This is a genomic window from Pseudomonas moorei (genome assembly GCF_008801475.1).
In the GTDB taxonomy this organism is placed as follows: Bacteria; Pseudomonadota; Gammaproteobacteria; order Pseudomonadales; family Pseudomonadaceae; genus Aquipseudomonas; species Aquipseudomonas moorei.
Genome location: NZ_VZPP01000002.1, coordinates 264,031 through 279,132 on the forward strand (window position 1 = coordinate 264,031; position 15,102 = coordinate 279,132).

At 61.2% G+C, this 15,102-nt stretch carries 14 protein-coding genes; 7 read left to right on the forward strand and 7 right to left on the reverse strand.

Translation table 11 applies throughout. The annotated features are described in order from the left end of the window. Window positions 1-40 precede the first annotated feature (40 nt). Window positions 41-748: a FadR/GntR family transcriptional regulator gene (locus F7R06_RS04165; RefSeq protein WP_090326448.1), complete on the reverse strand. Its 708-nt coding sequence runs from the start codon at window positions 746-748 to the stop codon at window positions 41-43. Window positions 749-1,004: 256 nt separating this feature from the next. Here F7R06_RS04165 and F7R06_RS04170 point away from each other — a divergent pair, with 256 nt between their 5' ends. The 5 genes from F7R06_RS04170 (at window position 1,005) to ppx (ending at window position 5,484) form a co-directional block, all read left to right on the forward strand. Continuing rightward, complete coding sequence (locus F7R06_RS04170) at window positions 1,005-1,790, forward strand: transporter substrate-binding domain-containing protein (protein WP_090326451.1); 786 nt, start codon at window positions 1,005-1,007, stop codon at window positions 1,788-1,790. A 22-nt stretch (window positions 1,791-1,812) separates the two neighbouring features. Beyond that, complete coding sequence (locus F7R06_RS04175) at window positions 1,813-2,481, forward strand: amino acid ABC transporter permease (protein ID WP_090326453.1); 669 nt, start codon at window positions 1,813-1,815, stop codon at window positions 2,479-2,481. Then, window positions 2,478-3,128, forward strand: a complete 651-nt coding sequence (locus F7R06_RS04180; protein ID WP_090326456.1) for an amino acid ABC transporter permease — start codon at window positions 2,478-2,480, stop codon at window positions 3,126-3,128. The genes F7R06_RS04175 and F7R06_RS04180 overlap by 4 nt, the downstream gene beginning before the upstream one ends. Beyond that, a complete protein-coding gene (locus F7R06_RS04185; RefSeq protein ID WP_090326459.1) occupies window positions 3,115-3,852 on the forward strand; it encodes an amino acid ABC transporter ATP-binding protein in 738 nt (245 codons plus the stop codon). Before F7R06_RS04180 ends, F7R06_RS04185 begins: the two co-directional genes overlap by 14 nt. A gap of 129 nt (window positions 3,853-3,981) precedes the next feature. Further along, window positions 3,982-5,484, forward strand: coding sequence for an exopolyphosphatase (ppx, locus tag F7R06_RS04190; RefSeq protein ID WP_090326463.1), 1,503 nt, complete (start codon window positions 3,982-3,984; stop codon window positions 5,482-5,484). Between the two features lie 115 nt (window positions 5,485-5,599). Here the strand turns inward: ppx and ppk1 are convergent, their stop codons facing one another. Further along, a complete protein-coding gene (gene ppk1, locus F7R06_RS04195) occupies window positions 5,600-7,819 on the reverse strand; it encodes a polyphosphate kinase 1 (protein WP_090326467.1) in 2,220 nt (739 codons plus the stop codon). Window positions 7,820-7,837: 18 nt separating this feature from the next. Then, entirely contained in the window at window positions 7,838-8,851 is a 1,014-nt protein-coding gene (gene hemB / locus F7R06_RS04200; RefSeq protein ID WP_090326469.1) for a porphobilinogen synthase, read from the reverse strand. A gap of 207 nt (window positions 8,852-9,058) precedes the next feature. On the opposite strand from hemB, the gene F7R06_RS04205 reads away from it, so the two are divergent. Continuing rightward, window positions 9,059-9,691 carry a DedA family protein gene (locus F7R06_RS04205; protein WP_090326472.1) on the forward strand — a complete coding sequence of 211 codons (633 nt, stop codon included), beginning with the start codon at window positions 9,059-9,061 and terminating at the stop codon, window positions 9,689-9,691. Here the strand turns inward: F7R06_RS04205 and F7R06_RS04210 are convergent. Continuing rightward, window positions 9,672-10,907: a sterol desaturase family protein gene (locus F7R06_RS04210; protein WP_090326474.1), complete on the reverse strand. Its 1,236-nt coding sequence runs from the start codon at window positions 10,905-10,907 to the stop codon at window positions 9,672-9,674. The genes F7R06_RS04205 and F7R06_RS04210 overlap by 20 nt on opposite strands. A gap of 115 nt (window positions 10,908-11,022) precedes the next feature. Between F7R06_RS04210 and elbB the strand changes: the two genes are divergently transcribed. Beyond that, complete coding sequence (elbB, locus tag F7R06_RS04215; RefSeq protein ID WP_090326476.1) at window positions 11,023-11,691, forward strand: isoprenoid biosynthesis glyoxalase ElbB; 669 nt, start codon at window positions 11,023-11,025, stop codon at window positions 11,689-11,691. A 65-nt stretch (window positions 11,692-11,756) separates the two neighbouring features. Here elbB and F7R06_RS04220 read toward each other — a convergent pair whose 3' ends face one another. The 3 genes from F7R06_RS04220 to rhtB all read right to left on the reverse strand — a co-directional run bounded on the left by F7R06_RS04220 (window position 11,757) and on the right by rhtB (window position 15,079). Continuing rightward, window positions 11,757-12,212 carry a YaiI/YqxD family protein gene (locus F7R06_RS04220; RefSeq protein WP_090326478.1) on the reverse strand — a complete coding sequence of 152 codons (456 nt, stop codon included), beginning with the start codon at window positions 12,210-12,212 and terminating at the stop codon, window positions 11,757-11,759. A 106-nt stretch (window positions 12,213-12,318) separates the two neighbouring features. Beyond that, window positions 12,319-14,217: an FTR1 family protein gene (locus F7R06_RS04225; RefSeq protein WP_090326481.1), complete on the reverse strand. Its 1,899-nt coding sequence runs from the start codon at window positions 14,215-14,217 to the stop codon at window positions 12,319-12,321. 229 nt (window positions 14,218-14,446) lie between these two features. Next, the gene (rhtB, locus tag F7R06_RS04230; RefSeq protein WP_090326484.1) at window positions 14,447-15,079 is read right to left on the reverse strand and encodes a homoserine/homoserine lactone efflux protein; all 633 of its coding nucleotides are present in this window, start codon (window positions 15,077-15,079) and stop codon (window positions 14,447-14,449) included. Window positions 15,080-15,102 lie beyond the last annotated feature (23 nt).

Consider the following 15,102-nt stretch of genomic DNA (forward strand, 5'->3'; position numbering starts at 1 on the left):
GTCTCGCTATGGTGGTGCATGAGTTTGGGTATAGCCCAAGTCAGGTCGCGGCGGGAGCGACGAAAGCGATTCCGGTGCGCAGGGCGGCATTGCGCACATGCTCATGCATGGCTTTCTGCGCGGCCCCAGAGGCACGCCGGGCCAGCGCCCGCAGGACTTTACGGTGCTCCTGCCAGGTTTCCATGGCCCGCTCGGCCCGGATGAACGGTAGTTTCTGGCTTTCCAGGAAGATGTCGGCGCTGGCGGTCAGAATGCTCAGCATCGCCTGATTGCCACTGGCGAGCAGAATGCGCCGGTGGAAGTCGAAGTCCAGGCGCGCAGCCGCCTCGAAGTCGCCGGACTTCAGCTCAATGCGCATGGCGGCGACATTGTCTTCCAGCGCATCGAGCTCATCGGTGCTCAAGGTCACGGCGGCGAGCCCCGCCGCAAAACCCTCCAGTGCATAGCGCAATTGAAAGATATCCAGCGGCGAAGCCTGCGCCGCGAACGGCCAGCCCGGTGCGCCCTCGCCTCGCGGCAGCTCCACGGGCGACTGCACGAACACGCCTTTACCGGGCTGGATGCTGATAACCCCCAGCGCACTGAGCGATGACAAGGCCTCGCGCAGCGACGCTCGACTGACCCCCAATTGCAGCGCCAGGTCCCTTTGCGAGGGCAAGGCACCGCCCGGACCGAAACCCTGTTCGGTGATCAGTTTGCGGATGGCTTGCAGCGCCACTTCGGGTACGGCGCGGGAGATCGAATTCATGGTTTTCCAGACGAACCAGGCCAATAAGCGGCTAGTTGTAAAGCTATTCGCGGCGCCCGGCAAGTCGTGCCCCATGGGGGTTCGGCGATTTTCTCAGGTGCGCTATGGAGGTGCGAAACAACACCTGACTGTTCAGACCAGTAAGACCTTGCGAAGCCAGCAAAACCGCGGCCTTGGACCCGAGAAACCCCATGTTGGCATGCCCCGTGCTCTGTCGAATCGCAGAATTTACTCCTCGCCGATTCGGAGATTTGCCATGATCCAGCGATACAGCGCCCTCCTCGCTGCCCTGTTTGCCAGTCTGATGCTGAGCCAGGCACCCGCCCACGCCGACGGCCTGGAGGATGTGCTCAAGCGCGGCGTCCTTAAAGTCGCCGTGCCTCAGGACTTTCCGCCCTTCGGCTCGGTCGGCCCGGACATGAAGCCGCGCGGCCTGGATATCGATACCGCCAAATTGCTGGCCGACCAGCTCAAGGTCAGACTTGAGCTGACGCCGGTCAACAGCACCAATCGCATTCCGTTCCTGACCACCGGCAAGGTGGATCTGGTGATCTCCAGCCTCGGCAAGAACCCCGAGCGTGAAAAAGTCATCGACTTCTCCCGTGCCTACGCGCCGTTCTACCTCGCCGTGTTCGGTCCGCCAGACGCCAACGTCAAGAGCCTGGACGACCTCAAGGGCAAAACCATCAGCGTCACCCGTGGCGCCATCGAAGACATCGAACTGACCAAGGTCGCCCCCGAAGGCGTGACCATCAAGCGTTTCGAAGACAACAACTCGACCATCGCCGCCTACCTGGCCGGTCAGGTCGACCTGATCGCCAGCGGCAACGTGGTGATGGTGGCGATCAGCGAGAAGAGCCCGAAACGCGTGCCGGCGCTGAAAGTGAAGCTCAAAGATTCGCCGGTCTACGTGGGCATCAACAAGAACGAGCCGGCGCTGCTGGACAAGGTCAACCAGATCCTCGTCACCGCCAAGGGCGACGGCTCTCTTGAGAAGAACGCCCTGACCTGGCTCAAAGAACCACTGCCGGCCGACCTCTGACTCTGCGTGCAGGAGCCCCTTTATGGCTTATCAGTTCGATTTCCTGCCGGTGGTGCAAAACACCGATCTGCTGCTGCGCGGGGCCTTGTTCACCCTTGAGCTGACGGCCATTGGCGCGGTGCTCGGCGTGAGTGTCGGCATCGTGGGAGCCTTGGTGCGGGCGTGGAACATCCGTCCGTTCGCCGGGATTTTCGGCGTCTATGTCGAGTTGATCCGCAACACGCCATTCCTGGTGCAGTTGTTTTTCATCTTCTTCGGCCTGCCCTCGCTGGGCCTGCAGATTTCCGAATGGCAGGCCGCCGTGCTGGCGATGGTGATCAATCTGGGCGCGTACTCCACCGAGATCATCCGCGCCGGCATCCAGGCGATCCCCCGCGGTCAACTGGAAGCCGCGGCGGCGTTGGCGATGACGCGCTTCGAAGCGTTCCGTCACGTAGTGCTGTTGCCGGCCCTGAACAAGGTCTGGCCGGCCCTGAGCAGCCAGATCATCATCGTCATGCTCGGCTCGGCGGTGTGTTCGCAAATCGCCACGGAAGAGCTGAGCTTCGCCGCCAACTTCATTCAATCGCGCAACTTCCGCGCCTTTGAAACCTACGCCCTGACCACGCTGATCTACCTGTGCATGGCCCTGTTGATCCGCCAGTTGCTCAACTGGATCGGTCATCGATTCGTAGCAAGGAGCAGCCGATGAGCGATTTCACCTTCCTGGACATCGTGCGCAACCTGCTCACGGGCCTGCAATGGACCCTGGCCCTGTCGCTGGTGGCGTTCATCGGTGGCGGCTTGATCGGGCTGCTGATCATGGTGATGCGTATCTCGGACAATCCCCTGCCACGCAACTTCGCCCGCACCTACATCGAACTGTTCCAGGGCACGCCACTGTTGATGCAGCTGTTTCTGGTGTTCTTCGGCGTAGCGTTGGCCGGGGTGGAAATTTCGCCGTGGGCGGCGGCAGCGCTGGCGTTGACCCTGTTCACCAGCGCTTACCTGGCAGAGATCTGGCGCGGTTGCGTCGATTCGATTCCCAACGGCCAGTGGGAAGCCTCGTCGAGCCTGGCGCTGAGCCCTCTGGAACAGTTGCGCTATGTGATCCTGCCCCAGGCGCTGCGCATCGCCGTGGCGCCGACCGTGGGCTTCTCGGTGCAGGTGGTCAAAGGCACCGCCGTGACCTCGATCATCGGCTTCACCGAGCTGACCAAAACCGGCGGCATGCTCGCCAACGCGACGTTTGAACCCTTCATGGTCTACGGCCTCGTCGCCCTCGGCTACTTCTTGCTCTGCTACCCCTTGTCCCTCAGTGCGCGCTACCTGGAAAGGAGACTGCATGCCTCTGCTTAGAATTTCCGCCCTGCATAAATATTATGGCGATCACCATGTGCTCAAAGGCATCGACCTGAGTGTCGAGGAAGGTCAGGTGGTGGCAATCATCGGGCGCAGCGGCTCGGGTAAATCGACCCTGCTGCGCACCCTCAACGGTCTGGAGTCGATCAACGATGGCGTCATCGAGGTCGACGGCGAATACCTTGATGCCGCCCGCGCGGACCTGCGTAGCCTGCGGCAAAAAGTCGGCATGGTGTTCCAGCAGTTCAACCTGTTTCCGCACCTGACGGTGGGCGAGAACGTGATGCTCGCGCCGCAAGTGGTGCAGAAAGTGCCGAAAGCCAAGGCCGCCGAACTGGCGCGGCAGATGCTGGAGCGCGTAGGACTGGGCGAGAAATTCGATGCTTTCCCCGATCGACTGTCCGGTGGGCAGCAACAACGGGTGGCGATTGCCCGTGCCCTGGCGATGTCGCCAAAAGTGCTGTTGTGCGATGAAATCACCTCGGCACTGGACCCGGAGCTGGTCAATGAAGTGTTGAGCGTGGTCCGGCAACTGGCCAGGGAAGGCATGACACTGATCATGGTCACCCACGAAATGCGCTTTGCCCGGGAGGTTGGGGACAAGTTGGTGTTCATGCATCTGGGCAAGGTGCATGAAGTGGGGGATCCGAAAGTGCTGTTCGCCAATCCGCAGACGGCGGAGCTGGCGAATTTCATTGGCACCGTAGAAGCAACTGGTTAAATCCTCTGTGGCGAGGGAGCTTGCTTCCTCGCCACAGAACCTGCGCAGGATCAAGGCTTTGAACACTGCGCGTTGGCGGCAGCCTTTGATCGTGGCACGATGTCAGGGTTATCGACCGAGACCCTGACCATGCCGCAATCCCAAGCCAAGAATCTGTCCCTGATCGCCGCAATCGACCTGGGCTCCAACAGCTTTCACATGGTCGTGGCCAAGGCCCAGAACGGCGAAATCCGCATTCTCGAACGTCTCGGGGAAAAGGTTCAGCTGGCCGCCGGCATCGACGAAGAGCGCCAGCTCAGCGAAGAATCCATGCAGCGCGGGCTCGACTGCCTCAAACGATTTGCCCAACTGATCAACGGTATGCCCACGGGCGCCGTGCGCATCGTCGGCACCAATGCCCTGCGCGAAGCCCGCAACCGCGCCGAATTCATCCGTCGCGCCGAAGAAATCCTGGGGCACCCGGTGGAGGTCATCTCCGGCCGTGAAGAGGCGCGCCTGATCTATCTCGGCGTGTCCCACACCCTCGCCGACACCCCGGGCAAGCGCCTGGTGGCCGACATCGGTGGCGGCAGTACTGAATTCATCATCGGCCAGCGTTTCGAACCCTTGCTGCGCGAAAGCCTGCAAATGGGCTGTGTCAGCTTCACCCAGCGCTATTTCAAGGACGGCAAGATCACCCCGGCCCGCTACGCCCAGGCGTACACGGCGGCACGGCTGGAGATCATGAGCATTGAACACGCCCTGCACCGCCTGACCTGGGATGAAGCCATCGGCTCCTCGGGAACCATCCGCGCCATCGGTTTGGCATTGAAGGCCGGCGGTCATGGTGCGGGCGAAGTCAACGCCGAGGGGCTGGCCTGGCTCAAGCGCAAGCTGATCAAGCTCGGTGATGTCGAGAAAATCGACTTCGAAGGCATCAAGCCCGACCGGCGCGCGATTTTCCCGGCCGGCCTGGCGATTCTCGAAGCCATTTTCGACGCCCTCGAACTGCAACGCATGGACCATTGTGAAGGCGCCCTGCGTGAAGGCGTGCTCTACGACCTGCTGGGTCGCCATCACCATGAGGACGTGCGCGAACGCACCCTCACCTCGCTGATGGAGCGTTATCACGTCGACCTTGAACAGGCGGCGCGGGTCGAACGCAAGGCCCTGCATGCGTTCGATCAGGTGGCCAAGGACTGGGATCTGGAGGACGGTGTCTGGCGTGAACTGCTCGGCTGGGCCGCCAAGGTCCACGAAGTGGGCCTGGACATCGCCCACTACCAGTACCACAAGCACGGCGCCTACCTGATCGAACACTCGGACCTGGCCGGGTTCTCCCGCGAAGACCAATTGATGCTCGCACTGCTGGTGCGCGGCCACCGTCGCAATATTCCCAAGGACAAATTCGCCGAGTTCGGCGATGACGGCATCAAACTGATTCGCCTGTGCGTGCTGCTGCGCTTCGCGATCCTGTTCCATCACATCCGCGGCACTCAAGCCATGCCTCAGGTCGAACTCAATGCCAATGGAAACAGCCTGGAAGTGGTATTCCCGGAAAACTGGCTGGACGACAACCAGCTGACCCAGGCCGACTTCGCCATCGAAGCGGAATGGCTCACCCGGGTCGACATCGTCCTGAACGCTCGCTGAAAACCAGCAAAAGCAAAAAGGGCGATCCAATGGATCGCCCTTTTTTGTGCCCGCGATTCAGCAAGTAACCCACCCCTGTGGGAGCGAGCTTGCTCGCTCCCACAGGTTTTGTGCGTTAACGAACCGTCAGGATCGGGCTGCCCAGGCGCTCCAGCAACGTCGCCTGTGCACTGCGCGGGTTCTGGTTGCCGGTCGGCGTATTGCGGATGTAACGGCCGTCCGACTGCAAGCTCCAGCTGTGGGTGTTATCAGTGAGATACAACTCCAGCTCCTTCTTGACCCGCATGATCAGCTTCTTGCCCTCGACCGGGAAGCAAGTTTCGACGCGTTTGTCGAGGTTGCGCTCCATCCAGTCGGCACTGGACAGGAACATCTGCTCGTCGCCGCCGTTGAGGAAGTAGAAGACCCGGGTGTGCTCGAGGAAGCGACCGATGATCGAGCGCACATGGATGTTGTGCGAAACCCCGGCGATGCCCGGCCGCAGGCAGCACATGCCACGCACCACCAGATCGATGCGCACGCCCGACTGGCTGGCCTTGTACAGCGCACGGATGATCTTCGGATCGGTCAGCGAGTTGAACTTGGCGATGATGTGCGCCGGTTTGCCGTCGAGGGCGAACTGGGTTTCGCGGGCAATCATGTCGAGCATGCCCTTCTTCAGGGTGAACGGCGCATGCAGCAACTTCTTCATGCGCAGCGTCTTGCCCATGCCAATCAACTGGCTGAACAGCTTGCCAACGTCTTCGCACAAGGCGTCGTCGGAGGTCAGCAGGCTGTAGTCGGTGTACAGGCGGGCGTTGCCGGCGTGGTAGTTACCGGTGCCCAGGTGCGCATAACGCACGATTTCACCGGCCTCGCGACGCAGGATCAGCATCATCTTGGCGTGGGTCTTGAAGCCGACCACGCCATAAATCACCACCGCACCCGCCGCTTGCAGGCGGCTGGCCAGTTGCAGGTTGGATTCTTCGTCGAACCGCGCGCGCAATTCGATGACGGCGGTGACTTCCTTGCCGTTACGCGCGGCATCGACCAGCGCATCGACGATTTCCGAGTTGGCGCCGGAGCGGTACAGGGTCTGGCGTACAGCCAGAACGTGCGGGTCCTTTGCCGCCTGACGCAGCAGGTCGACCACCGGGGTGAATGACTCAAACGGGTGCAGCAACAGGATGTCCTGCTTGCTGATCACGCTGAAGATGTTTTCGCTGTTCTGCAGCAGTTTGGGGATCTGCGGCGTGAACGGCACGTATTGCAGCTCGCGCTGGCTGTCCAGGCCGGTAATGCTGAACAGTCGCGTCAGGTTCACCGGGCCATTGACCTGATACAGCTCGGTCTCGCTCAGGTTGAATTGCTTGAGCAGGTAGTCGGACAGGTGTTTCGGGCAGGTATCAGCCACTTCCAGACGCACCGCGTCACCGTAGCGACGGGAGAACAGTTCACCGCGCAACGCGCGGGCCAGGTCCTCGACATCCTCGGAGTCCAGCGCCAGGTCGGCGTTACGGGTCAGGCGGAACTGATAGCAGCCCTTGACCTTCATGCCCTGGAACAGGTCATCGGCGTGAGCGTGGATCATCGATGACAGGAACACATAGTTGTCGCCAGAGCCGCCGACTTCTTCCGGCACCTTGATGATCCGTGGCAACAGGCGCGGGGCCGGAATGATCGCCAGGCCGGAATCGCGACCGAAGGCGTCGATACCTTCGAGCTCGACGATGAAGTTCAGGCTCTTGTTGACCAGCAACGGGAACGGGTGCGTCGGATCGAGGCCGATCGGGGTGATGATCGGGGCGATTTCATCGCGGAAGTAACGACGAACCCAGGTCTTGAGCTTGGTCGTCCAGTGCCGGCGACGAATGAAGCGGACCTGATGCTTCTCCAGCTCCGGCAGCAGGATATCGTTGAGAATCGCGTACTGACGGTCAACGTGACCATGCACCAGCTCGCTGATGCGGGCCAGGGCCTGGTGCGGTTGCAGGCCATCGGCACCGGCCTGTTCACGGGCGAAGGTGATCTGTTTCTTCAGGCCGGCCACTCGAATTTCGAAGAACTCGTCCAGGTTGCTGGAGAAGATCAGCAGAAACTTCAACCGCTCCAGCAAGGGGTAGGACTCATCCAGCGCCTGTTCCAGTACGCGGATGTTGAACTGCAGTTGCGACAGCTCGCGGTGGATATAGAGGCTGCTGTCATCCAGGCCCGGAATCGCAATCGCTGGCGCTGCCGCGGCGGTTTCGGCGACCGCTTGCGGAGCGGGCTCCAGTTCCGGCGGGGTTTCGTCGATTTGCTCCACCACAGGCTGAGCGTCTTTTACGGCAACTTCAGTGAGTACTTCGGTATTCATCGAATGTTCCTGGGAGGGCTATTTTTGCTCTCGTAACAATTGAGCTGCGCGAACGGCAAAGTACGTCAGGATGCCATCAGCGCCTGCACGTTTAAAGGCGGTCAGGGATTCGAGGATCACCCCTTCGCTCAACCAGCCATTCTGGATCGCTGCCATGTGCATGGCGTACTCGCCGCTGACCTGATAAACAAAAGTCGGCACTTTGAATTCTTCTTTGACCCGGCAGAGGATGTCCAGATAGGGCATGCCTGGCTTGACCATGACCATGTCTGCGCCTTCTGACAAGTCAGCCGCCACTTCGTGCAGGGCTTCGTTGCTGTTGGCCGGGTCCATCTGATAGGAGGCCTTGTTGGCCTTGCCCAGATTCAGCGCCGAGCCCACCGCATCGCGGAACGGGCCGTAATAGGCGCTGGCGTACTTGGCCGAGTAGGCCATGATCCGCACATTGACGTGATCGGCCAGTTCCAGTGCCTCGCGTATGGCCTGGATGCGACCGTCCATCATGTCCGACGGAGCAACGACCTGAGCGCCGGCTTCGGCATGGGACAAGGCCTGCTTGACCAGTGCGTCGACGGTGATGTCGTTTTGCACATAGCCTTCTTCGTCGAGAATGCCGTCCTGACCGTGGGTAGTGAACGGGTCCAGCGCGACATCGGTGATCACGCCCAGCTCAGGGAACCGCGCGCGCAAGGCCCGGGTGGCACGCTGGGCAATACCCTCGGGGTTCCAGGCTTCGGCGGCGTCCAGCGACTTGAGTTCAGGCGGAGTGACCGGGAACAGCGCCAGCGCCGGAATCCCTAGCTCGACCCATTTGGCCGCCTCTTCCAGCAACAAATCGATGGTCAGGCGTTCGACGCCCGGCATCGAGGCGACCGCTTCGCGACGGTTCTCACCGTCCAGCACGAACACCGGCAGGATCAGATCATCGACGGTCAATACGTTTTCACGGACCAGACGACGCGAAAAATCATCACGGCGGTTGCGGCGCAGGCGGGTTGCAGGGAACAAACGGTTGGCGGGGGTAAAGCTCACGGCAGACTCCTGAGCCCGCGCTGACGGGCGAGCGTGACAGTTATAAGCGGCCATTATGACCAACGTGTGACAGTTATGTGCACGCTGCGACAGGTAGCCGCATTCCATTGTCCTTGTAGGAAATGTTCACGTCGAGACACATTTGGACACTTTCCTGAATGTGTACGAAGGGTTAGGCTGCGCGTTCATTTCGCCAGCACCCAGACAATGCTCCAACAATTTCTGCATGACTTCGGCTACTTTGCCCTGTTTCTCGGCACGTTCTTCGAAGGCGAAACCATTCTGGTGCTCGCAGGCTTCCTCGCGTTCCGTGGATACATGGATATCAACCTGGTGGTGGTCGTGGCGTTCTTCGGCAGTTATGCCGGCGATCAGCTGTGGTACTTCCTGGGACGAAAGCACGGGCGCAAGTTGCTTGCGCGCAAACCACGCTGGCAACTGATGGGTGACCGGGCGCTGGAACATATCCGCAAACACCCGGACATCTGGGTGCTGAGCTTCCGCTTCGTCTATGGGTTGCGCACCGTGATGCCCGTCGCCATCGGCCTGTCGGGCTACCCACCGGGCCGCTACTTGCTGCTCAACGGCATTGGGGCCGCGGTCTGGGCTGCCGCGCTGGCTGCCGCCGCCTATCACTTCGGCGCGGTGCTGGAAGGCATGCTCGGCAGCATCAAGAAATACGAGCTATGGGTGCTGGGCGCCCTGCTCATCCTGGGCCTGATCCTGTGGCTGCGCCGACGCTTCAAGAATGCCCGCCTGGCCAAACAGATCTATGCCGACGAGCAAGCCCTGAAGGCCGAACGAGCCAAAACCGAAAGTCCTAAGACGCCAGCCGAGTGAAGCGGTTTCTGCAGCAGTAGAGACCGATGCCGCTGAGCAAGCTGTAACTGAGCAGGCCGACCCAGCCCACCGCGTTGGCCGTCCACAACCCCACCAGCGGCGCCAGCCATACCAGCGGCACGTTCGACGCCAGTCGCAATAACTCCAGCTTCAACGCCCACGGGCGATTCTCCAGGGCCACGCCCAGCACGAACAGTCCCAACGCCATTGCACTCCAGCCCAAGACCAGAGCGGCGGTCGACAGGCTCGGCTCCAGATTCATCAAGTAACTGCCCAACGCGATGTAAACGCAGAACTGCAGCAAGACGTAGAGCTGCTGCCGCCCGTCCAGCGGCACCTCGAACTTGCGGAACTGGGTCAGGTCCGGTTTGCTCATCGGGTATTTGGCCGCTACGTCCGCCGGCCGCCAACCGGTGCGCATGAACCAGATCCGCAACTTGTCCCAGGTGCTTTGCGCACGCCGGGCATCCGCCCACAACTGCGCATAGAACTGCACGTTCGCCCATATCGGATTCCAGCTCGCCAGCGGCGTGGTCACGCCGAAGATCACCGGTTCGGTCTCGTCTTCTTCCTGGAACGAGCCGAACAGGCGATCCCAAATAATGAACACCCCGCCGTAGTTGCGATCCATGTAAAGAGCGTTCTGTGCATGGTGAGCCCGATGATTGGACGGCGTGACAAAGAACCACTCGAACCAGCCGAGCTTGGGAATGTGCCGGGTATGAACCCAGAACTGGTACAGCAGGTTCAGCGCGCCGACGCTGACGAATACCAGCAGCGGCACGCCAACCACCGCCAAGGGCAAGTAGAAGATCCAGCTCAGCAGAAATCCGGTGCTGGTCTGACGCAGGGCGGTGGAGAGGTTGTAGTCCTCGCTCTGGTGGTGCACCGAATGCGCGGCCCAGAGAATGTTGCGTTCGTGGCCCATGCGATGCAGCCAGTAGTAGCAGAAGTCGTAGAAGACGAAGGCGAAAACCCAGACCCAAACGCTGTCGGCCGAAAGCTCGGACAGCGCCAGATGCTTGAGGGCAAAGGCATAAGTGACCAGCCCCACGCCCTTGGTCAGCAGGCCGGTGGTGGTCGACAGCACGCCGGTGCTGATGCTGTTGATCGCGTCCGCCACCCGATAGTTGCTCACCCCGCGCCAACGGTCGGCCAACAGCTCGACGGCAATCAGCACAAAGAAAAACGGCACCGCATACAAAATGAAGTCCATGACGCGCCCTGATCGGAATCCTGGGGACAGATGCTATGTGTAGCCGCGATTTAACCCTATGGCAACGAGTGACAAATTAGTGGACATTTAACGCCATGAATATGGAGAAAAGCCCATGAGCAAAAAAGTTGCAGTGATCCTTTCCGGTTGTGGCGTGTACGACGGCGCAGAGATCTACGAAAGCGTGATTACCTTGCTGCGCCTGGACCAGCGCGGCGCCCAGGTGCAGTGTTTTGCCCCGGACATCGCGCAGTTGCATGTGATCAACCACCTGACCGGCGAAGAAATGCCCGAGTCGCGCAATGTGCTGGTGGAGTCGGCGCGCATCGCCCGTGGCGAGGTCAAGGACATCCGCGAAGCCAGCGTCGAGGATTTCGATGCCTTGATCGTTCCCGGCGGTTTCGGTTCGGCCAAGAACCTCTCCAACTTTGCCGTCGAAGGCACCGGCTGCACTGTGCAACCGGACGTACTGGCCCTGACCGAAGCCTTTGCCGAGGCCGGCAAGCCGGTCGGCCTGATCTGCATCTCGCCGGCACTGGCAGCGAAGATCTATGGGCCGGGCGTGACCTGCACCATCGGCAACGACGCCGACACCGCAGCCGCCCTGAACAAGATGGGCGCAACCCACAAGGAATGCGCAGTCAGCGAAATCGTCGAAGACAAGGCACGCAAACTGGTGACCACCCCGGCGTACATGTTGGCGCAGTCGATCAGCGAAGCGGCGTCCGGCATCAACAAGCTGGTCGACCGAGTGCTTGAGCTGACCCACGAAAACGACGCCTGACACATCGCAGTGACTGATTTCTGTGGCGAGGGAGCTTGCTCCCTCGCCACAAGGGCGGCATACGCTCAGGCGTTACGCGATAACCGGGTCAATATCCGATCCAGTGCATTGGCAAACGCCTGCTTTTCCCGCTCGCCAAACGGCGCCGGGCCACCACCCATCTGCCCCTGCTCTCGCAAATCGGTGAACAGGTTACGCACTGCCAGCCGATCACCCATGTTCTGCGCATCGAACTCCTTGCCTCGCGGGTCCAGCGCGGCAACGCCCTTTTTCACCAGACGGTCGGCCAGCGGCACATCGCTGCAGATCACCAACTCCCCAGGCACCGCGTGCTCAACCAGGTAATCGTCGGCCGCGTCCGGGCCGCTCGGCACCACGATCAGCTTAACCAGCGCCAGGCCCGGCTTGATCTGCGGCTGCCCGGCCACCAGCACCACTTCGAAGCGGCGCTTGAGGGCGAACTTCACCACCAGGTCCTTGGCCGCCCTGGGGCAGGCGTCGGCATCGATCCAGACACGCATCAGTTTTTCCTCTTCCAAAAAGCATCGCGAGCAGGCTCGCTCCCACAAGGTTAGCGCTAATCCTGTGGGAACGAGCCTGCTCGCGAATGTGAGCGAAGCGAATGCGTTAAGAAACAGCTACCCGACGCTTCTCAGCCATCCAGCTCCGACCGTACAACACAACAATCGCAACTATCGCCACCGCCTGAGCACTCAGCGAATACGCATCGGCATGAATTCCCAGCCAGTCGAATTCAAAGAACGGCACCGGCCGCGTACCGAAGATCCCGGCTTCCTGCAGCGCCTTCACACCATGCCCGGCGAACACCACCGACAGCGCGCACAGCAGAGCAGCGTTGATGCTGAAGAACAGCGCCAGCGGCAGTTTCGCTGAACCACGCAGGATGACCCATGCCAGGCCGACCAACAGCACCAGCGCCGTCGCCCCACCGGCCAGTACCGCATCGTGACCGGCAGGGCCGGCCTGCAGCCACAGGGTTTCGTAAAACAGGATCACTTCGAACAGCTCCCGATAAACCGAGAAAAACGCCAGGATCGCAAAGCCGAAACGCCCGCCACCGCCCACCAGGCTGCTCTTGATGTAATCCTGCCAGGCTGCGGCATGACGACGGTCGTGCATCCACACGCCGAGCCACAGCACCATGACGCTGGCAAACAGTGCCGTCGCGCCTTCCAACAGTTCCCGCTGGGACCCGCTGACATCGATCACATACGCCGCCAGCGCCCATGTCCCCAGACCGGCCAACAGCGCCAGCCCCCAACCGACGTTGACACTGCGCACCGCCGATTGCTGACCGGTGTTACGCAAGAAGGCGAGGATTGCCGCCAGCACCAGGATGGCTTCCAGACCTTCGCGCAGCAGAATCAACAAGCCGGAAATAAAGCTCAGGGACCAGCTCAAACCATCACTGCCCAACAAGCCGGCGGACACTTTCAACTTGGCCTTGGCGGCCTCCAGACGCTGTTCTACCTGCTCTACCGGCAAGCCATCTTGCAACGACTGACGGTAGGCCATCAGCGATTTTTCAGTGTCTTTGCGCACGCTGGCATCGACGTTATCCAGCGAGCTTTCGACCAGTTCGAAGCCTTCCAGATACGCCGCAACCGACAAGTCATAGGCCTGATCGTGTTCACCGGCGCGATAGGCCGCGATGCTCTTGTCCAGCGTGGCGGCGGTGTAGTCGAGCAACTGCGCCGGGCCGCGCTTGACTTGCGGTGGTTGAGCCCGCTGGGCACGGAAGGTCGCAGCCGCTTGCGGGCCTTCCGCCACCTGAACTTCGGATGGCGTCTGACGGGCCAGATCGGCAATGTTGTAAAGCTTGTCGCTACTGGCCGCCGTCGGATCGGCACTGAAGCTGGCGACGTAAGTGGCCAGATCCCAGCGCTGACGATCGTCCAGCTGATCGGCGAAGGCCGGCATGTCGGTGCCTTCGACGCCAAGTCCCAGGGTGCTGTAGATCCCGTAGAGGCTCAGGTGATCCAGGCGCGCGGCATCCCGCAGATTGGCCGGTGGCGGGGTCAGGCCGACACCCGCAGGGCCGTCGCCAGCGCCCGCATCGCCGTGGCACACCGAACAATGCTGGGCGTACAGCGGTGCGCCACGAGTTGGGTCCGGGGTTATGACAGGGGCCTGGCTGACCTCGTAGGCCACGGCCAGTTTCGCGCCCAGTTGCCGGGCCTGACGGGCGACATCCGCGCCGTCCTGACGCGCCGTGATCGCCGCATGCAGCGCACTGATGCCCTGCTCCAGCCCGGCTTTTTCCGGCTTGTCCGGCATGGCGGCGACCAGCCCTTGCAGCACCCGGGTGAATTCGAGCTGCTCGCGGTATTCAGACTCGTCAGTGACCTTGCCTGCCTGAACCGTTGCCGGGTAATCCGCACCGATGTAGTCGAGCAGGTGCAGCGCTTTCGGCGCGGCTTCCACCGTGTCGGCCAGCAGATGGGAGCTGCATAAGGCCAGCAACGGCACAAACAGCCAGGCCAGGAAACGGGACGGGGCAATCATGAATGAGTCTCAGTTGGAAATACGAAGTAATATATTGTTCACTCTCAATGACTTTCACTCAAGTGTTGTCTGCTCTGCTGGCGTCAGAGCGAAACAAGGAGCCGGCGCCCCCATCGACCGTTCGCCGACCCGCAGCCATGGGTCGTCAGGCCAAACGGGCGCGTTAATCCAACCCTTGCGGCAATAAAAAAGGCGACCTGCAAAGGTCGCCTTTTTAGTCAGCGTGGGGTTAAACGACGGCTTTGCGCAAGGTCGCCATGAAGGCCGCCGCTCCAATGAACAACCCGGCAAAGGTCCTGTTCATGCGTTTCTGCTGCTTGGGCGTACGCAACAGGCGCAGCACCCTGGATGCCAACCCGGTGTAACCGGCCATGACGATCAGGTCGACGCAGATCATGGTTACACCAATGATCAGGTACTGCGCCAGCAGCGGCGCGTGGGGGTCGATGAACTGCGGCAACACCGCCAACATGAACACCAACGCCTTGGGGTTGCTGATGTTGACCAGGAACCCACGGAATATCAGCACCAGCGGTTTGCCGATCGGGCGCACGGCGGCGTTATCGCTCATGTCGCTGGGCAACGCACGCCATTGTTTGATCGCGAGATAGACCAGATACGCCACACCGAACCATTTGATTGCGTAGAACGCGGTCGCCGATGCCGTGAGAATCGCGCCCACACCGGCGCCGACAATCGCGATCTGCAGCGCCAGCCCCAATTGCAGGCCAAGGGCATTCCAGTACCCGCGCCAGAAACCGTATTGCAGGCCGCTGGACATCGACGCAATGGCGCCCGCACCAGGAGACAGGCTGATCACCCAGCAGGCGGCGAAAAACGCCAACCATGTTTGAAGCTCCATCGCACACCTCGACTCAGACTCGT